Source organism: Thermococcus sp., assembly GCF_027011145.1.
In the GTDB taxonomy this organism is placed as follows: domain Archaea; phylum Methanobacteriota_B; class Thermococci; order Thermococcales; family Thermococcaceae; genus Thermococcus.
On sequence record NZ_JALVAO010000034.1, the window covers coordinates 15,805 to 34,425 of the forward strand.

18 protein-coding genes are annotated in these 18,621 nt (G+C 52.3%); 14 read left to right on the plus strand and 4 right to left on the minus strand.

The window, feature by feature from the left end; genetic code table 11:
- The first annotated feature begins 61 nt into the window (after positions 1 to 61).
- The 6 genes from minD (at position 62) to MVG27_RS03405 (ending at position 6,432) form a co-directional block, all read left to right on the plus strand.
- Positions 62 to 799 carry a cell division ATPase MinD gene (gene minD, locus MVG27_RS03380; protein WP_297066023.1) on the plus strand — a complete coding sequence of 246 codons (738 nt, stop codon included), beginning with the start codon at positions 62 to 64 and terminating at the stop codon, positions 797 to 799.
- Positions 796 to 1,539, plus strand: a complete 744-nt coding sequence (locus MVG27_RS03385; protein WP_297548797.1) for an ATP/GTP-binding protein — start codon at positions 796 to 798, stop codon at positions 1,537 to 1,539. The genes minD and MVG27_RS03385 overlap by 4 nt, the downstream gene beginning before the upstream one ends.
- 97 nt (positions 1,540 to 1,636) lie before the next feature.
- On the plus strand, positions 1,637 to 3,079 hold the full coding sequence (locus tag MVG27_RS03390) for an asparagine synthase-related protein (protein ID WP_297548801.1): 1,443 nt from the start codon (positions 1,637 to 1,639) through the stop codon (positions 3,077 to 3,079).
- A gap of 21 nt (positions 3,080 to 3,100) precedes the next feature.
- Positions 3,101 to 4,129, plus strand: a complete 1,029-nt coding sequence (locus MVG27_RS03395) for a glycosyltransferase family 4 protein (RefSeq protein WP_297556175.1) — start codon at positions 3,101 to 3,103, stop codon at positions 4,127 to 4,129.
- Positions 4,130 to 4,169: 40 nt separating this feature from the next.
- Positions 4,170 to 5,189, plus strand: coding sequence for an L-threonylcarbamoyladenylate synthase (locus tag MVG27_RS03400; RefSeq protein WP_297556178.1), 1,020 nt, complete (start codon positions 4,170 to 4,172; stop codon positions 5,187 to 5,189).
- Positions 5,190 to 5,250: 61 nt separating this feature from the next.
- The gene (locus MVG27_RS03405; protein WP_297548873.1) at positions 5,251 to 6,432 is read left to right on the plus strand and encodes a hypothetical protein; all 1,182 of its coding nucleotides are present in this window, start codon (positions 5,251 to 5,253) and stop codon (positions 6,430 to 6,432) included.
- Here the strand turns inward: MVG27_RS03405 and MVG27_RS03410 are convergent.
- Positions 6,419 to 6,841, minus strand: a complete 423-nt coding sequence (locus tag MVG27_RS03410; RefSeq protein ID WP_297548879.1) for a hypothetical protein — start codon at positions 6,839 to 6,841, stop codon at positions 6,419 to 6,421. The two genes, MVG27_RS03405 and MVG27_RS03410, sit on opposite strands and share 14 nt — an antisense overlap.
- Positions 6,842 to 6,922: 81 nt before the next feature.
- Between MVG27_RS03410 and MVG27_RS03415 the strand changes: the two genes are divergently transcribed.
- The 3 genes from MVG27_RS03415 to MVG27_RS03425 are packed head-to-tail and all read left to right on the plus strand — an operon-like array spanning position 6,923 to position 8,308.
- A complete protein-coding gene (locus tag MVG27_RS03415) occupies positions 6,923 to 7,627 on the plus strand; it encodes a nucleotidyltransferase domain-containing protein (protein ID WP_297548871.1) in 705 nt (234 codons plus the stop codon).
- 44 nt (positions 7,628 to 7,671) lie between these two features.
- Positions 7,672 to 7,845, plus strand: a complete 174-nt coding sequence (locus MVG27_RS03420) for a hypothetical protein (RefSeq protein WP_297548869.1) — start codon at positions 7,672 to 7,674, stop codon at positions 7,843 to 7,845.
- Complete coding sequence (locus tag MVG27_RS03425; protein WP_297556181.1) at positions 7,826 to 8,308, plus strand: type II toxin-antitoxin system VapC family toxin; 483 nt, start codon at positions 7,826 to 7,828, stop codon at positions 8,306 to 8,308. The genes MVG27_RS03420 and MVG27_RS03425 overlap by 20 nt, the downstream gene beginning before the upstream one ends.
- A 2-nt stretch (positions 8,309 to 8,310) precedes the next feature.
- Here the strand turns inward: MVG27_RS03425 and serS are convergent, their stop codons facing one another.
- Complete coding sequence (serS, locus tag MVG27_RS03430) at positions 8,311 to 9,678, minus strand: serine--tRNA ligase (protein WP_297548376.1); 1,368 nt, start codon at positions 9,676 to 9,678, stop codon at positions 8,311 to 8,313.
- 117 nt (positions 9,679 to 9,795) lie between these two features.
- Here serS and MVG27_RS03435 point away from each other — a divergent pair, with 117 nt between their 5' ends.
- Entirely contained in the window at positions 9,796 to 10,881 is a 1,086-nt protein-coding gene (locus tag MVG27_RS03435; protein ID WP_297548350.1) for an ATP-binding protein, read from the plus strand.
- Here the strand turns inward: MVG27_RS03435 and glp are convergent.
- Complete coding sequence (glp, locus tag MVG27_RS03440) at positions 10,878 to 12,080, minus strand: gephyrin-like molybdotransferase Glp (protein ID WP_297548352.1); 1,203 nt, start codon at positions 12,078 to 12,080, stop codon at positions 10,878 to 10,880. The two genes, MVG27_RS03435 and glp, sit on opposite strands and share 4 nt — an antisense overlap.
- Before the next feature lie 128 nt (positions 12,081 to 12,208).
- Here glp and MVG27_RS03445 point away from each other — a divergent pair, with 128 nt between their 5' ends.
- Both MVG27_RS03445 and MVG27_RS03450 read left to right on the plus strand, forming a co-directional pair.
- Positions 12,209 to 13,570: an ATP-binding protein gene (locus MVG27_RS03445; protein ID WP_297548354.1), complete on the plus strand. Its 1,362-nt coding sequence runs from the start codon at positions 12,209 to 12,211 to the stop codon at positions 13,568 to 13,570.
- Between the two features lie 78 nt (positions 13,571 to 13,648).
- Entirely contained in the window at positions 13,649 to 15,031 is a 1,383-nt protein-coding gene (locus tag MVG27_RS03450; protein WP_297548356.1) for an ATP-binding protein, read from the plus strand.
- Positions 15,032 to 15,034: 3 nt separating this feature from the next.
- Here MVG27_RS03450 and MVG27_RS03455 read toward each other — a convergent pair whose 3' ends face one another.
- Positions 15,035 to 15,175 carry a hypothetical protein gene (locus MVG27_RS03455; protein ID WP_297469858.1) on the minus strand — a complete coding sequence of 47 codons (141 nt, stop codon included), beginning with the start codon at positions 15,173 to 15,175 and terminating at the stop codon, positions 15,035 to 15,037.
- Between the two features lie 123 nt (positions 15,176 to 15,298).
- Between MVG27_RS03455 and MVG27_RS03460 the strand changes: the two genes are divergently transcribed.
- A complete protein-coding gene (locus MVG27_RS03460) occupies positions 15,299 to 16,054 on the plus strand; it encodes a hypothetical protein (protein ID WP_297548358.1) in 756 nt (251 codons plus the stop codon).
- Positions 16,051 to 18,561 (plus strand): CDC48 family AAA ATPase, encoded by a 2,511-nt coding sequence (locus MVG27_RS03465; protein ID WP_297556183.1) that lies wholly within the window; start codon positions 16,051 to 16,053, stop codon positions 18,559 to 18,561. The genes MVG27_RS03460 and MVG27_RS03465 overlap by 4 nt, the downstream gene beginning before the upstream one ends.
- Positions 18,562 to 18,621: the final 60 nt, after the last annotated feature.

Consider the following 18,621-nt stretch of genomic DNA (forward strand, 5'->3'; position numbering starts at 1 on the left):
CCCAAATGAGCCTCGGCTAAAGGTTCATAAAGGTTTAGGAGAAAACCAGACGGGTGGGATGATGGGCAGACTGATTTCCATCGCCAGCGGAAAGGGCGGAACCGGGAAAACGACCACCACCGCGAACCTTTCGATAGCCCTCGGCAAGATGGGATACAAGGTTCTGGCAATTGACGCCGACCTGACGATGGCAAACCTCAGCCTTGTCATGGGAATAGACGACGCCGAGACTACAATCCACGACGTTCTCGCCGGTTCGGCCGATATAAAGGACGCGATTTACGCTACCAGCTATGACAACGTTTATCTGATTCCCGCGGCTGTTGACTGGGAGCACGTTGTTAAGGCCGACCCAAGGAGGCTTCCCGGCACGATAAAACCCCTAAAGCCCCACTTCGATTTCATAATCATAGACTGCCCCGCGGGCCTTCAGATGGATGCTATGAACGCCATGATGAGCGGTGAGGAGGTAATCCTCGTAACCAACCCCGAAATCTCGTGCATAACCGACACGATGAAGGTTGGAATAGTTCTTAAGAAAGCCGGCCTGGCAGTTCTCGGCTTCGTCCTCAACCGCTATGGAAGGAGCGACAACGACATTCCTCCAGATGTTGCGGAAGAAGTTATGGAAGTTCCACTCCTCGTCGTGGTTCCGGAGGATCCGAAGGTGAGGGAGGCAACACTCGAAGGCGTTCCGGTGGTTGAATACGCTCCAGATTCGGACGGTGCGAAGGCCTTTATGGAGCTTGCCGAGACTGTGGTAAGAATAGCGGGCTTCAAGGCGAGGGTGATGGGATGATTCTGACATTCATAGGAACGGCTGGAAGCGGAAAAACGACCCTGACAGCGGAGTTCGGAAAATACCTGGAGGAAAACGGCTACGCGGTCTCGTACGTTAACCTCGATACCGGCGTCAAAAAGCTCCCATATAGACCTGACATTGATGTCCGCGAGGAGATAACGGCGTGGGAACTCATGGAAAAGGGGTTAGGCCCAAACGGGGCCATAGTGAAGAGCTACGACATCCTCGCGCCGAAGGTGAACGAATACGCGGAGAAGATTAGAGAGCTGGAGAAAAAATGCGACTACGTCCTCATAGACACGCCCGGCCAGATGGAGACGTTCCTCTTTCACGAGTTCGGAGTAAAACTTATGGAGGCCTTTCCAGATGCACTCGGCGTTTACCTCTTTTCACCCGAAATCCTTAGAAAGCCGACCGACTTCTGCTTTGCACTCTTCTTCGGGCTGATGATTGACCTCAGGCTCGGCATAACGACTGTCCCTGCTCTGAGCAAGGTCGATACGGTGGAAGACACTGGAAAACTGAGGAAGTTCCTTGACGATGTTGAATACCTCACCGCGAGGCTCAAGCTCGAGCCATCAACACAGGGGTTGCTGGCTTACAGGCTCTGCTCGGCCCTCCCCGAGCTGGCCCCACCGACGAGGGTTCTCTATCTGTCGGCCAAAACGAGAGAGGGCTTCGACGAGCTTGAGACGGTGGCCTATGAGCACTACTGCACCTGCGGTGATTTGACCTGAACGGATGTTCAAAGGGCTCATCAGTAACTGCAAACTCCCCCAAGTGGAAAGGGCTAAGCCTTTTCTTTAACCCTTCAAAATTCCATGGGTGACTCTCATGTGCCTCATCGCCGGAGGAGTTGATGGCGAACTCAGGGAAAAGCTCATAAGGATGGCGCTGGCCGGGAAACACAGGGGACCGGACAGCTTTGGGGTGTGGACCGACGAAGGGACGCTTAAATCGAGCGACTTCGCACGACTAAGCGAGATTCCGGGAGGGAAGATAGGGATTCTCCAGTGCAGGCTGGCCATGACCGGTTCGAAGGAATTTACACAGCCCTTTGTGAACGAGCTGGCCCTGGTTCACAACGGTGAAATTTACAACCACGGCCAAATCCGGATTTATCTTGAAGGGAAAGGTGTCTCCTTCGAGAGCGACGTTGACAGCGAAGTGGTTCTAAGGCTCATCGAGTTCTTAAGGGAAAAGGGCATGAGCTTTCCGCAGGCGGTCAAGGAGGCAATGCGCTGGCTTGAAGGAGATTACTCCGTAGCTTTTTCCGACGGTGAGAGGATTTACCTGTTCAGGGACCCGATTGGAATAAGGCCCCTCTACTTCTCCCCCAGCGGTTTCTTTGCCAGCGAGAAAAAGGTTCTATGGGCAATCGGGGAGGAAGCCATTCCCGTCGAACCCGGCGAGCTGGTAGTCCTCGGGAAGGGAGTGAGGAGGACCCGGCTGTTCTCGCTTGCAGGACTCGGTGGGAGGTATCTAAAGGAGAGAAGCCTTCTCAGGGGACTTGAAAACGTCCTTGATTATTCCGTTTCCCTCAGGGCAGGAGAAAGGACGGGCGTGCTCTTTTCCGGCGGACTGGACAGCACGCTGGTGGCCTTTCTTGCTTCAAAGCACTCCGATGTGGTTCTCTACACTGCCGGAACCGAAGACAGCCCAGACATAGAATGGGCAAGAAAGGTGTCGGAGCACTTCGGCTGGGAGCTGAGGGAAAGGATTTTCACGCTTGATGATGTAGAAGAAGCTCTCAGAAATGTAATTTTTGCAATCGAAGAGCCCAACCCAATGAACTTGGCCATTGGAATCCCCCTCTACTTCGCCACCGAACTGGCCGGAAAAGACAACGTTAAAGTTCTTTTAAGCGGACAGGGGGCAGATGAGCTCTTTGGTGGCTACGCCAAGTACCTCGAAAGGCCCGAACTGATGTGGGAGGACATTCTAAGTATCTCGGAGCGGAACCTTGCCAGGGACGATAAAATAGCCATGCTCAACGGTGTTGAGGGGCGCTTTCCGTTCCTGTCGCTCCCGGTTGTAGCCCTTGCCCTTAGAACACCCCCCGAACTCAAGATTTCCGGCAACGAGCGGAAAGTAATCCTCCGGAAGCTCGCGCTCAGAGTGGGAATCCCGGAGTGGATAGCGGGGAGGGAAAAGAAAGCAACCCAGTACGGAAGCAGGGCCCAGAGGCTTCTTGAAAAGCTCGCCAAGAGGGAGGGGCTCTCGCTGAGGGGCTTCACGGAGAAGCTTTTCCACGAGGTCTTTCGGAACGCTTTTTAACTTAATCTCCAACTTTGGGCCATGAGAATCCTCATGGTCGGCCACTATCCACCCCACGGCGGGGGAGTCGCGAGGCACCTCGACAACCTAGTGAGGGAACTGAGGAGAAACCACGAGGTTCACGTCCTCACATACGGGCCCGTTAAGGTCAGGGAGTTTGAGAAAGACCTCGTTCATCAGGTTAAAGTCCCCCCGATTTACGGCCTCAGGGGAACGAGCTTCGCGTTTCTCGGTGCGAAAAAGATAGCCAAACTCCACAGGAAGTTCAAATTCGACGTAATCCACGCCCACTTCGTCGGGACGACGAGCTACGCCGGTGTCCTCGCGAAAAGACGGCTGAAGCTCCCTCTCGTCGTTACCGCCCATGGAAGCGATTTGGAGCATACCGCAAAGCTGACCATCGGCAGGTTATACGTGGGGGAGAGCCTGAAAGAGGCCGACAGGGTAGTGGCGGTCAGCCATCATCTGGCAAAGCTCGCTCTAGCTCTGGGTGCCCCCAAAGTTAGGGTCATTCCCAACGGGGTTGAAAAGCTGGAAGAGGTTGAATCGGGGAGGAAGTTTATCACGTTTATCGGGGCGTTGCGGGAATATAAGTCCCCAGAAACCTTCATCGAGCTTGCAAGATACTTTCCCAACGAAGAATTTCTTGTCGTTGGGGATGGCCCCCTAAGGGAGAAACTTGAAAAGAACGCCCCCCCAAACGTCCGCTTCCTCGGTTACAGGAAAGATGTTGGGAGAATCCTTTCCCAGAGCAAACTCCTCGTTCTCCCTTCCAGAAGGGAGGGGTTTGGCCTCGTAATCCTGGAGGCTAACTCCTTAGGAGTTCCGGTCGTTGGGAGAAGAACCGGTGGGATTCCCGAACTGATACGGGAGGGGAAGAACGGGCTTACCTTTGAAACCTTTGATGAGCTCCTCAACGGGGTTAGAAAACTCCTTGAGCCAAAAACCAACAGGAAGGCCGGAAGAATCGGGAGGGGCGTGGCAAAGCGCTATTCCTGGAAAGATGTTGCCCGCGAGATTGAAGACCTTTACAAGTCTTTACTGGAATAGCTTTTTAACCGGCCCTGCAAGGTTTTTTGCGGGTGAGAGCATGACGGTAGTAATAAACATGCGAGACGGTCTGGACGAGCGAAAGATTAAAGTTGCCGGAAGGTTCATCCTGGAGGGAAAGCTAGTCGCGTTTCCGACGGAGACGGTTTACGGCCTCGGGGCCGATGCACTCAACGAAAAAGCCGTGAGGAGGATTTTCGAGGCCAAGGGCAGGCCGGCCGATAACCCGCTCATAGTCCACATAGCCGATTTCAACGACCTGAAAAAGCTCGCGAGGGAAATCCCAAGGGAGGCGAAGCTTTTGGCCGAGAGGTTCTGGCCGGGGCCTTTAACACTCGTCCTGCCCAAGAGGGAGGAAGTCCCGCTCGTCACCACGGGTGGACTCGACACGGTTGCTGTTAGAATGCCGGCCCACGAGATAGCACTGGCTTTGATACGGGCGAGCAAACCGGTCGCGGCGCCTTCTGCCAACATAAGCGGAAAACCGAGCCCCACCTTGGCGGAACACGTCATAGACGATTTCTATGGCAGGATAGAGGCGATAGTGGACGGGGGAGAAACAAGGGTTGGGGTCGAATCAACGGTCATAGACCTGAGTTCAGAGAGACCGACCCTTTTAAGGCCCGGAGGATTGCCCCTTGAGGAGATTGAAAGGGTCATCGGTCCCGTCGAGATTCACCCTGCCGTGAAGGGAAAGGCCGTTGACCTGGCGAGGGCTCCGGGAATGAAGTACAAGCACTATTCCCCAAACGCCCAGGTTCTGGTAGTTGAAGGCCCAAAAGAGAGGGTCAGGGAAAAGATTAAGGAACTCGTTGAGGAGTACCGCTCGAAGGGCTACCGCGTTGGCGTCATGGCCACCGAAAAGCTCGAGGCCGATGAATTCTTCCATCTCGGAAAGACCGTTGAGGACGTTGCGAAAAACCTCTTTAAGGCCTTACGAGAGCTCGACAGGCGTGGTGTGGACGTTATAATAGCCGAGGGAGTAGAAGAGAGGGGCCTTGGCCTTGCAGTCATGAACAGGCTCAGAAAGGCTTCGGGTTACCGAATAATAAGGGCTTAAGCAACGCTTAAATATTGCTTTCGATTAAATCTACCCGATTTGAGTGAGTGGGGTGAGGACTTTGATTTCACCTGGTATTGATGCTTCACCTGAAGAGCTTGAAGAGCTCGGGTTCAAATACATAGACGATGGTAAAGTCAAAGATGGACTCAAGCTAATCCTCAGAGCGGCCAAAGGGTATGAAGAGAAGGGGGATAAAGAGAACGCCGCAAGACTCTATCACTACTTCGGATACTTTTTAGCAAGAAGGATTGGGATAGAAAAGGGTAGGCCTTCACTTCTCAAAAGTGCCTATCTGTATATTGACCTGATTGAAGAGGAAATATCCAAACCCGAGGTTGATATAGATCTCCTCGATGAATACTGCTTTACGGTTCTTGAAATCTTTGCTACGCTCAAGGATACCCGTCTTTTAAGAAAGTATGCCCTTGAATTTGCGGGAATTTATGAAGATCTTGGAAACTCTTACGAGGAAACTGGGGATATAGGATTGGCAATAAGGGCGTATGAATCGGCTTTCAGATATTATACCCTTTCCAGATCCCCGGATGATGCAAAGAGAATTGCAGAGAAGCTCATAACCCTCTACGGACAGGTCGCGGAAAAGAAGGTTAATGAAGGCGATGCTGGAGGTGCCGCTGATGCATTCTACGAATTGGCAAGGTATACTAGGGTAATATTCGGCTACGATGCTCATTTCATAGAAATGATGGACACCGCAGCAAAGAATTATGAAAAGGCCAGCAAGCTTGCTTACTCAGAAGGCGACCTCGATAAAACAACCACATACTTAGTTAAAGCTCAATATGCCTATCTGTTGGCAGGAAACAACGGAAGGGCCAAGCTTATAGGGATCAACACCATCAGAATGCTCAATCAAGTAATCAGTACCTATCGAACTGCTGGAGATGACAAGAACGTTTCCAGGAAACTCTTGGAAGCAGCTGAGGCCCTGATTGGGATAGGAAAGATTGACGAGGCTATGGTTGCCTACAAGAATGCTCTCGAAATACTTAGTGATTTGGGAGTAAAGACAAGAATAAGACTGGCAGTTGCCAAGGTCTATGCATCGCAGAAAACTTCAACCGAAGTTATGGACGAGATTGACATTGCAGAGTTCTACCTTAAAAAGAACAATCTTGAAAAGGCATTTGAGGTCGCTGACAAGATACTGGAAAAGAGGGACGAGCTTGCCGAGATAAGGAGAAAGATACAGGAGGCAGAGGGCATCACTGAGTTCTGAGTTCCGCCCTTGGAATCGGGACGTGGTATGGAAGGCGCATCTCCTTGGCTATTACAATCAGCATCGGAGTGAGCTCGACGGAGAGGAAGTTGACAACCTCAACGAGCAGAACCGAGTCAAGCTTCTTTTCATCTTCCCATGCCGTTAGAATCGCATCAATCTTGTCCTTCTGAGGAGGCATGTACAGGATTGCTCCCTTCACGGAGGCCCTCGCAATCTGGGGGTTGTACTCGACCTGGAAGTCAAAGAGAACCTCGATACCGTTTATCTTTCCTGTGGGAGTCCTTATTTCACCGAGGCGGAGCTCCTCTATCTTTGGAGATAACTTGACCTGTATTTCTCCCGGGGGGATGTTGGACGTCAGTTTCTCCATTTCGACCTTCGTTATGTTGTATCCCAGCACCGGCATTTTCTTCACCACCCGTGAGTTATCGGTTACGTATAAAACGCTATCGGTAGGTCTTTAAAACTTCCCGCAAAATTCCCACCGATGCCAAGGGAAAAGGTCGTTCGAATCTGGGACGAGCGCGAGGTAATTTACACCCCCAAGAGGTGGCGCTACCTGTGGGAGAAGCGTGAAAAAGCCCTAAAAATCATGGAGCGCCTGGCCCAGTTTGACCCCCTCCTCTACGGTAGCGTGGCTAGAGGAGACGTCCGAAGGGACAGCGACGTGGACATATTCATACCCATTAAGGTTCCGAGCTACCTGATTGAGCTGGCCCTCGAAGGCCTCGTTAGGAGAAGGAAAATAGTCATGGCAACCCCGTGGCACCTCATCAAAGGCGTAATCGAGATTGATGAGGAAACCACCGTAACCTTTCCCCTCATAGAGCCAACGGATAGAGAGCTCGACTTCTACCGCTGGGGTGGGGCTATAGACCTCTGGGGTCTCAAAACAAAGGAGCGCGTTCCGGGAGTGAACAAGAAGCTAATCCTCATAGTCCCAACGGAGAAGGGCCACATAGAGCGGGAAGTCGTCGGTAGGGAGAGCGAGGTCGCGAAAACCCTTGGAGTGAGCGTTGATACCGTCATCGAGCGCGTCCACGTCCTCACGAGGAGGGACGCGATTGGGAGAACCGGGATTTACCTCAACGAAGAGGTTCCCGACTGGATGACCTTTGAGGAAGCCCTGAAAATCATAGCCGACCGCGACCCCAACGTGAGGAGAAAGGTTAGGGAGCGGGGAGGGGTTTAGAAATCGTTAAAATATTTGAGAACGAGAAAGGAATGGTGTGAAAGATGGAGGTCACCAAAATTGAAGTTCCATCTGAATTTGTGGATGATGTTCAGAAGTATGTGGAAAGACTAAAACGGAAAAAGCGTATCCTTCAGAAAACCTTCGGAATACTCAGGGGAGAAGAGAAGAGCGCCACCGAGCTGAAGGTGGAGATTTATGAAGAGCTTTATGGTTGATTCCAGCGTCATAATAGAGCATCTAAAAGGTAACCCCAAGGCGATGGCAATTCTTGAACTCCTTGTGGAGTACGATGCGAGGGGATGCATAAACGATGTGGTGGCCTCAGAAGTCATTTTCGTCTATCTGAAACGCATCACTGGAAGGAGCTACCTAACACTCAAGAAAGAGAAGGAGCTTGTGAAAAGAGCCGAGAAGATTCCCCTGTATGAACTGCTGGAGGAGTTCAGGTTTCTGGATGTAAACGAGTTCGTGTTTGAGGAGGCAAAGAGAATAATGGACGAACATGGCCTCCTGCCAAACGACGCCATTATACTCGCTACTGCAAAGTTTTATAGGTGTTCTGCACTCATAACGCTCGATTCAGATTTCATTGATGCATGCGAGAAGGAGGGCGTCAAACCGATAACCTCTCTTGAGACCCTTAAAAATGAACTAAAAGAAGGAAAAGAAGGGGAATAAACTCAGCTCTGACAGCACTTCTCTTTCATACTTGCTGGTAAAATCTCCTTGAAGCCCGTGTACTTCCAGAGGACCTTCGGGAGCTTTACGATGCCTTCCTCCGTCTGGTGGTTCTCGAGGATAGCTACGATGGCCCTCGAGGTGGCTATGGCAGTCGAGTTCAGCGTGTGGACGAAGCGTGGCTTCTCGTGGGTTTTGTCCCTGAAGCGGATGTTTAAGCGTCTCGCCTGCCAGTCGGTACAGTTGCTCGCTGAAACTACCTCGCGGAACTTACCCTGACCGGCCATCCACGCCTCGATGTCGTATTTTTTAGCTGCCACATAGCCCAAATCACCGGTGCAGATGTTCACCACGCGGTATGGAATCTCAAGCTCCTGGAATATTTCTTCGGCGTTGGCTATGATTTTCTCGTGCCAATCCCAGCTCTCCTCTGGGCGAGAATAGACGAACTGCTCGACCTTGTGGAACTGGTGAACGCGGAAGATTCCCTTCGTGTCCTTTCCAGCTGTGCCGGCTTCCTTCCTGAAGCAGGGGCTAACTCCTACGTAGAGGAGCGGTAAATCCTTTCCGTCAAGGATTTCGTTGGCGTGCATCCCAGCCAGGGGGTGCTCGGCCGTTGGGATGAGGTAGAGGTCCTCGCCCTCGACTTTGTATATCACGTCCTCGAAGTCCTCAAAGGTAGTGGCACCTTCCTCGACGAAGCGCCTGACCATGTAGGGTGGAATAACCGGGGTGAATCCCTTCTCGATGAGCTTGTCCAGTGCGAAGCGGATTAAAGCTAAATCGAGAATTACCAGTTCATTCAGGAGGTAGTAGAAGCGCGAACCACTCACCTTCGCGGCCCTCTCTAGGTCGGCTCCCCTCAAAAGCTCAAGCATGTCAACGTGAAGCCTCGGCCTCCAGCTCAAAACCTCGTATTCCATCTTGCCAAGGCTTTGCTCCTTAAAGCTTTCAAGGAACCCTTCCCAGACCTTGGCTTTGCCCCAGAACCTTATCGGCACGTTGTCCTCGTCGCTCTCTCCAACCGGAACGCTCTCGTGGGTGATGTTTGGGAGTCTCCAGAGGTAGTAGTCTATCTTCTTCCTCAGCTCCTCGACTTCCTTTTCGAGCTCCTCAATCTGCTTGACTATCTCGTTGCTCCTCGCGAGCAAATCGTCTATTGGTTCACCAGCCTTCTTGCGCTTGCCTATCTGTATAGCAAGCTGGTTGCGCTCCTTTCTGAGCTGGTTTATCTTCTTCAGGTTCTCGCGCCACTTCCTGTCGAGTTCGAGAATTTCGTCAATCCATTTGACCTTCTCGGTTTCGCCCCTTTTGATGAGGTCCTTCTTCACCAGCTCGGGGTTTTCTCGGATGAGCTTTATGTCGAGCATAGCCAACACCTGAGGGAAGAACGGCACCGCGTTTAAAAAAGGTTTCCTAACCTACACGAGCACCTACACAAAAGCGCTATAAGAAGGCTAACCCAAACCCTTTGAGGGGCCGGCGCGATGAGAGTGGCTTATTCCTCCCTTCTGAGCAGGTATGAAAGCCTCTACGAGAGGGCCCTTGAGGAAGGCAATGCCGGAAAGGCGCGTTTCTTTGCCCTCCAGTGCGCCGGCCTTTTGAGAAGATTGGCCTCTGAGGAGTTGCAGTTCTCCCACTACTACCTCAAGCTGGCTGAGGAGTGGGAGAGAAAGGCCGAAAACGTTGAAATTGATGTTAAAAAGCGCTCCAACGGCCTTGAAAGGCTAATCACGAGCTCAAACGTAACATGGAACGACGTTGGTGGATTGAGAGAAGCGAAGAGGCTTCTGGCTCAGGCCGTTGGGATGCTCATGGCCAAGGTTCCCGGTGGAATCAAGCCCTGGAGGGGAATCCTGCTCTTCGGTCCGCCGGGAACGGGAAAAACCCTCCTAGCAAAGGCCCTGGCAGGGAGCATGAAGGCCACGTTCATCGGGGTGAAGATAAGCGACGTGCTGAGCAAATACTTCGGCGAGTCGAGCAGGATAGCGTCTTCCATTTACTCTCTGGCCAGAGAAAAGGCTCCGAGCGTTGTTTTTATTGACGAGTTCGACGCGCTGGGAATGAAGCGCTCCTCGATGGAAGACGCCGGCAGGAGGCTTTTGGGGACGATACTGGCTGAGATGGACGGATTCCACGACTCAAAGGGCGTAATAACGCTGGCCTCAACGAACGCCCCCTGGGACCTCGATGAGGCAATTCTTTCCCGTTTTCCCCTGAGGATTTACGTCCCCCTGCCCGATGAGGAGAGCGCCAGGGAGATATTTGCAATCCACCTGAGGGGGCTCCCGCTTAGGATTAGGCTTGAGTCCCTAGCCAAAGTGGCCGTTAAGAGATTCTACTCAGGGAGGGAAATAGCGAACGCCTGCACCTTCGCCTTTCTCCACATGCTGGAGGAGATGAACCCGGAACTGAGCGACCCGCTCAAGGTCGGCTCTATAGCAGGGAAAGAACTTACAATTAGACCCCTTGAGGCGAAGGACTTCAGATACGCCTTCCAGAAAGTCAAGAGTCCGATAAAGAGGGAAACGCTTAGAAAATACGAGAAGTGGGCGAGGGAATACGGTCTTTAGCCGAAGAATGTAACCTCAACCTCCTCCCCTGCCTCAAGGATTTCCACGTTCTCCGGAACCTCAATGAAGCCGTCGGCATCGACAAAGCTCGTAACGGCGCCGCTTCCCTTGAGAATAGGAATGGCTTTCTCGCCTTCTATCCTGACGGGAAGGAACTGCCTTCTGCCTTTGACAGAGAAGACCTTGTGGACGAGCCTTTTCTTTACCTTCCTGACCTCGCTTTCCCGTCCTATGAGCCTCCTGAGGAGCGGTGCGACGAGCAGGGTGAAGTTCGTGAGACAGCTCGTTGGATAGCCGGGCAGGCCGAAGACGGGCTTTCCGTTTATCAGGCCTATTATCGTCGGCTTTCCGGGCTGAATGGCTATGCCGTGTATCTTAACCTCGCCGAGTTCCTCTATGATGGAGCTCGTCAGGTCCCTTATACCACCGCTCGCGCCACCGCTGAGGATTATGATGTCACAGCACTCAACTCCCTTCTCTATAAGGGCCTTCAGGCTTTCGCGGTTGTCCCTGGCTATGCCAAGGAATACTGCCTCACCGCCGAGTTCCCTGACCGCGTCTGCTATCGCCCTTCCGTTGATGTCGTAAATCTGGCCGGGTTTCAGCTCCTCTCCCGGAAGGACGAGCTCGTTGCCGGTGCTTATCACGGCAACCTTCGGTTTCCTGAAAACCGGCACTTCAGCGATTCCAACGGCCGAGAGGAGCGCTGTTTCCTTGAAGCCGAGCCTCGTGCCCCTCTTGAGGAGGGGTTTGCCCTTAGGGATGTCGGTTCCAGCTTTCATGACGCCCAGACCCGGATAGGCGGGCTTGTAGATTATTACTTCTTCCCCTTCTCTGTCCACGTCCTCGAACTGTATCACGGCATCGGCACCCTTCGGCAGGGGGGCACCTGTGGAGATGTAGACGCTCTCGCCGGGTTTTAGCTCGAAGTCAGGGAAGTCTCCGGCGTTTACCTCACCGACGACCTTCAGTTTCACCGGCTCGCTCTCACTGGCCATGAAGGTGTCCTCGGCCCTAATGGCATAGCCGTCAACGGTCGCCCTATCAAAAGGCGGGACGTCTATTGGGGAAACCACGTCCTCCGCCAGAACCCTTCCGAGGGCACTCTCCAGTGGAACTCTCTCGACTCCCGGCTCAAGCGGGAAGGATTCAATAACCTCGAGGGCTTTCTCGAGTGGAACGACCCTAAGGAACGCCATTCTATCACCGGAAGAAAAGAAAAACGCTGACGTATAAATGGGTTGCGTAAGCGGAAGTGTTTTACTCTACATTCCATCTGAGAAACCCTTAAAAGTTTATCCCAACAAAGATTATCTTAGGGAGGATAATGTTTGTGAACCGAAAAGATGAGCTAGCGCTACTTGAGAAGTTGTATGGCTCGGGAAAGAAGGAGATCCTAATCATCTACGGGCGAAGGAGGGTGGGGAAGACTGAGCTCGTGAAGAGGTTCATTGGGAATAAACCGGCCATATATTTTCTCGCCGATAGGGACGGCCTGAAGGCCAACGCGAGGAGGTTCTACCTTGAGACCGCGGAAAAACTCGGCCTGCCTGCGGTGGAGGTGGACGACTTCAGAAAGGCCTTCGAGCTGATAAAACTCAAGGCCCCGGAAAGGCTCGTTGTGGTAATTGACGAGTTTTCCTACCTCATGCTGTCCGATAAAAACACACCGGCCGTTTTCCAGCACGTCGCTGACGAAATCCTTGACGACAGATTTTTCCTTATACTCACTGGTTCCCTCATTGGCCTGATGGAAAGCCTAATGGGCTACAACAACCCCCTCTACGGCAGGAGAACCGCACAACTTAAGCTGAAGCCCCTTAACTTTTTCCATGTGGCGGAATACTTCAGGAATCGGCCACTGGAGACTGTGGTCAAGATTTACTCCGTAACGGGGGGAGTTCCAATGTACTTCCGCCTCTTCAGGGGCGAGAACTTCGAGAGAGAGCTCATGGAAACAGTGTTTTCGCCAATTTCAATACTATACGAGGAGCCCGAGTTCATTTTAAGGGAAGAACTCGGCGATGTTCACCGCTATTACCTGATTCTTGAGGCCCTCGCCAACGGAAGGCACAGGGTCAGCGAGATTGCCAACTTTGCGGGAATCGAGACAAAGGACATGCCCAAGTATCTGAGAACTCTGATTTCCCTGGAACTCGTGAGGCGGGAGGTGCCCGTAACGGAAAATGAGAGGAGCAAAAAGGCGCGCTATTACATTAACGACAACTTCTTCAACTTCTGGTTCCGCTTCGTGAAGCCCAACAAAGGGAGGATAGAGATTGGCACGTTTGAGATGGACTGGGAGGCTTTCAACACCTATGTTGGGAAGGCTTTTGAAGGGATAGCGAGGCAGTTCTTGGTGGAGCTGAACAAAGCCGGAAAGTTACCCTTTGCACTTACAAAGATCGGAAGATGGTGGCATAAGAGGGAGGAGATTGACCTTGTTGCCTTGAATGAGCGGGAGAAAAAAGCCCTTTTCGTCGAGGTGAAGTGGAAAAGCCTTAGTGAAAGGGAAGCGAGGGGAATCTTGAAGGATTTGGAGAGGAAGGCTGAGCTTGTCGGACTTGAGGACTGGGAGGAGGACCATGGGCTGATTGCGAAAAAGGTTGAAGGAAAGGAAAGACTTAGGAAAGAGGGCTTTTTAGTCTGGGATTTGAGGGACTTCGAAGGGTGTGTAAAAAGACTATAACTTCAAAAGCCCCCCGCGTAAACCGTTTCCGAAATCGTTAAAAATGATAATTTCTATTATAATAATGGTGATTATCATATGTTCCCATTCATTGACAGGAGAGAGGAACTTAAGGCACTCAGAGAGCGCTTAACGGGTAAAAGCTTTGAGCTCATAATAGTCTATGGGCGGAGGAGAGTGGGAAAGACCCGTCTCGTTCTCGAAGCCGTTAAAGATTTGCCCCACGTTTATTACCTTGCAGTCGAAGGCGATAACCTAAGACACTTTCGAGAAACCGCGGAGCGGGTGTTTCCCGAGGTTAGATACTCCAGGGAAGACTGGGAAGGAACCCTCCACGCTTTGAAGGGAAAGGTTATCGTCATTGACGAGTTCCCGAACCTGATAAAGGAAAACCCCCAAATTCTTTCGCTATTTCAGAGGGTCATTGACCTCGACTTATTGAATTCTAGCACCAAGCTCGTTCTCCTCGGTTCCTCTGTGAGCATGATGACGGAAAAGGTGCTGAGCTACAAGAGTCCCCTCTACGGGAGAAGGACGGGCTCAATGAAACTAAGACCAATGGGCTTCTTTTCCCTTAGGGAGTTTTTTCCGAAGGCAGGCTGGAAGGAGCTCGTTGAGGTTTATGGCATGACCGATGGGATTCCTTTCTACATAACGCAGGTTAAGCTTCCCTTCTGGGAGTGGCTGGAGAAAGAGCTGTCCAGTCCGGTGAGCTTCTTCAGGGACGAGGTGGACTTCCTACTCAAGTACGAGTTCAGCGAGGTTAGCACCTACAAGAGAATCCTTGAGGCGATAGCCCTTGGAAAGACAACTCCAAAGGAGATAAGGGACTTTACCGGTCTGAGGCATTCCGACATCAGCCCCTACCTAAGGAACCTCATCGAGACCGGGCTGATAGTAAGAGAGGTGCCGGTTACAGAAAAGAGGACCTCAAAGCGGGGACGCTACTACGTGGCCGACAACTTTCTAGCTTTCTGGTTCCGCTTTATCTTCCCGAATCTCTCGCGCATAGAGGAGGGCACATTCAGCGCCGAGGAGATTAGGGAAACCTACGACCACTACCTGGGTTTTGTTTTTGAAAAGGTGGCGAGACAGTTTTTAATAGAGCTTAACAAAGCCTATAAACTCCCCTTCAGGTTCACTAAAATAGGAAGATGGTGGCACAAAAAAGAGGAGATTGATTTGCTCGCTTTGAACGAGGGGGAGAAGAAAGCACTCTTCGTCGAGGTTAAGTGGAAAAGCCTTAGTGAAAGGGAAGCGAGGGGAATCTTGAAGGACCTGGAGAGGAAAGCTGAATTGGTTGGATTGGAGGAGTGGGAGAAGTTTTACGGGCTTGTGGCGAGAAGTATTGAGGATAAAGCGCGGTTGAGGGAGGAGGGCTTCTTGGTATGGAACCTTGAGGACTTTGAACTCATAAAAAACAACCGCTGGGAGAATATAAAGAAACTTCAAGAGCTCTGAGGCTCACCACTCGTCCTCATCTTCCCAGTCCTCTTCCTCCCACTCCTCTTCCCAGTCCTCGTCGTCCCACTCCTCGAGCTCGAACTCCTCATCTAAAAACTCCTCTTCCTCATCGACGACCTTCTTTTTCTTGGGTGGCTCCATACCCTCCCCTCGTCCGGAGTTTGAACTGAAGGCCTATAAACTTTATTCCAAAAATTTAAAAGGCCAAGTCCTTCGGGCGAGGCCTCGGAAAAGGTTTATATCCCAAGGTGAGAAGTGAAAACCATGAGGGTAGCGATTGTAACGAGCAACGCCCGGGTCTACTACACGGCCACGAAGGTGCTGAAGGAGTATAAAATCCCGTTCCTGAGCTTACGCGTCGGCGAGAGGGTTCCCTACGACGTTGAGGTCGTCCTGACAGGCGAGAAGGATAAGGTTGACTTCCCGGTCAAGGTCGTAGTTCATGACGAAAACTTCATAGACGAGCTCCTCGCGAAGCTCGAAGGCAGGGAGAGGTTTAAGAACGTCTTCATAGCGATAGACCCCGGTGCGAGGCCGGGCTTGAGCGTCGTGGCCGACGGGAGGGTTATAGAGGTTCACAGGCTTAAGAATCCAAGGGACGTTGGAATCATCGTCGATTTGCTTGAGAAGTATCCTAGAGCTAAGATAAAAATCGGGCACGGCGCGAAGAGGCACAGGACGATGACGCTGAAGGCCCTTGGAGAATTGCTAGGCTACGATTACCCCATCATAGTCGTGAACGAGTTCAGGACAACGCCCAAGGTCGGGGGAATTGAGAGCTCATCGGTGGTTGACATCGTGGCTTCAATCAACATAGGCCTTAGGGCCGGGCAGGAGACGACCATTGGGGAACTGCTCGACGTGAGGGAGCCTACCAAGAGGGAAATCGAGGATATAAAGCGGAGGAGCCGGGAACTCAGCGGGAACATAACGATTCCATCCTACCTCGCAAGGGAGGTTGCCCTCGGAAACCTGACCCTTGAGGAGGCTATTGAAATTCACAGGGGGCGTTCAAGATGATATTCGGAGGTAAGGAGGAGAAGGTTGACGAGATAAAGCTTCGCGTTGCCGAGGCCTTAAAGAGGGACGTCGGCAGGGGAATAGTGAGGTTCGACAGGAAATACCAGAGACAGCTCGGCGTTGAGCCCGGGGACATAGTTGAACTCGTTGGAGAAAGGACGACGGCCGCGATAGTTGCAAACCCGCATCCCGACGACAGGGGACTGGACATCATCAGGATGGACGGCTACATAAGGAGGAACGCTGGGGTAAGCATAGGAGACTACGTAACGGTTAGAAGAGCGGAAGTTCAGGAGGCCAAGAAGGTAGTCCTTGCACCGGCCCAGAAGGGAGTCTTCATCCAGATTCCGGGCGATTTGGTCAAGCAGAACCTCCTTGGAAGGCCCGTCGTTAAGGGCGACCTCCTGGTTGCGAGCAACAGGAACGAGACATACTACGGTGGTTCTCCCTTCGACGACCTTCTCAGGGGTCTCTTCGAGGCGATGCCACTCGGCTTCGGCGAGCTCAAGTTCGTGGTCGTCAACACCGTCCCAAAGGGAATAGTCCAGATAACCTACAACACCGAGGTTGAGGTTCTGCCTCAGGCCGTTGAAGTCCGCGAGGAGAGCATTCCGGAGGTTACATACGAGGACATAGGCGGTCTAAGCGATGCAATTCAGAAGATTCGCGAGATGGTTGAACTTCCCCTTAAGCATCCAGAGCTCTTCGAGAGGCTCGGCATCGAGCCACCTAAGGGTGTTCTCCTCTACGGCCCGCCGGGAACTGGTAAGACTCTCCTCGCTAAGGCCGTGGCAAACGAAGCTAATGCACACTTCATAGCCATCAACGGCCCGGAGATAATGAGCAAGTACTACGGTGAGAGTGAGGAGAGGCTGAGGGAGATTTTTAAAGAAGCCGAGGAAAACGCGCCGAGTATCATCTTCATAGACGAGATTGATGCAATAGCCCCGAAGAGAGAGGAAGTCGTTGGAGAAGTTGAGAAGAGGGTTGTGAGCCAGCTACTCACGTTAATGGACGGTCTGAAGAGCAGGGGTAAAGTGATAGTAATCGCGGCAACCAACAGGCCTGATGCCATTGACCCGGCTTTGAGGAGGCCGGGAAGGTTTGACAGGGAAATCGAGGTCGGCGTTCCCGACAAACAGGGCAGGAAGGAAATACTCCAGATACACACCAGAGGAATGCCCCTTGAACCGGACTACGACAAGGCGACCGTTCTGAGGATTCTCAGGGAGATGAAGTCCAAGGGCACCTTCGATGCAAAGAAGCTCGACGCTTTGATTGAGCGGGTTGAAAAGGCCAAGGACGAGGAAGAGGTAAAGAAAGCCCTGAAGAGCGAGGGTGAAATCTATGCAGAGGTAAGGAACCGGCTTATAGACAAGATGCTCGAGGAGATTGCAGATAAGACGCACGGATTCGTTGGTGCTGACCTTGCCGCTCTAGCGAGAGAAGCCGCTATGGTCGTTCTAAGGAGGCTCATCAATGAGGGCAAGATAAGTCCGGAACAGGAGAAGATACCTCCGGAGGTCCTCCAGGAGCTCCGCGTGAGAAAGGAGGACTTCTATGAGGCTCTCAAGATGGTCGAGCCTTCAGCGTTGAGAGAAGTCCTCCTCGAGGTTCCAAACGTCCGCTGGGAAGACATAGGAGGCCTCGAAGATGTTAAACAAGAACTCAGAGAAGCAGTCGAATGGCCACTCAAATACCCGAAGGCTTTCGAGAGGCTCGGCATAGAACCGCCGAGGGGAATTCTCCTCTACGGTCCGCCTGGAACGGGTAAGACTTTGCTCGCTAAGGCCGTAGCAAACGAGAGTGAGGCCAACTTTATCGGAATCCGCGGGCCGGAGGTTCTGAGCAAGTGGGTCGGTGAGAGCGAGAAGAGGATAAGGGAGATATTCCGCAAAGCGAGGCAAGCCGCTCCGACGGTGATATTCATCGACGAGATTGACGCCATAGCGCCGGCGAGGGGTGTTGAAGGTAATCGCGTTACGGACAGGCTCATCAACCAGCTCCTCACCGAGATGGACGGTATTGAGAGGAACAGTGGCGTTGTTGTTATAGGTGCCACCAACAGGCCGGATATCATTGATCCGGCACTGCTGAGGCCAGGACGCTTTGACAGGCTCGTCCTAGTTCCAGCACCGGACGAGAAGGCCAGACTGGAGATACTCAAAGTCCACACGAGGCGCGTTCCCCTTGCGAAGGATGTCAACCTTGAGGAGCTTGCAAAGAGGACGGAAGGCTATTCTGGAGCCGACTTGGAGGCCCTTGTCAGGGAGGCGGCACTGATAGCGATGCGCAGGGTTATGAGGGAACTTCCGAGGGAGCTCGTCGAGAGCGAGAGCGAGGAGTTCCTTGAGAGGCTCAAGGTCTCGAGGAGAGACTTCGAGGAGGCCCTTAAGAAAGTAAAACCAAGCATAACCCCGTACATGATGGAGTACTACAAGAACTTCGAGGAGGGCAGGAAGAAGCGCGAAAAAGAGCGCGGAGGTGTTGATTACTACACCTTCTAAGTCCAAGATTTTTTTACTTTTTGTCTCGACCGCTAAGGATTTAACCACTTCTTCAGAGTT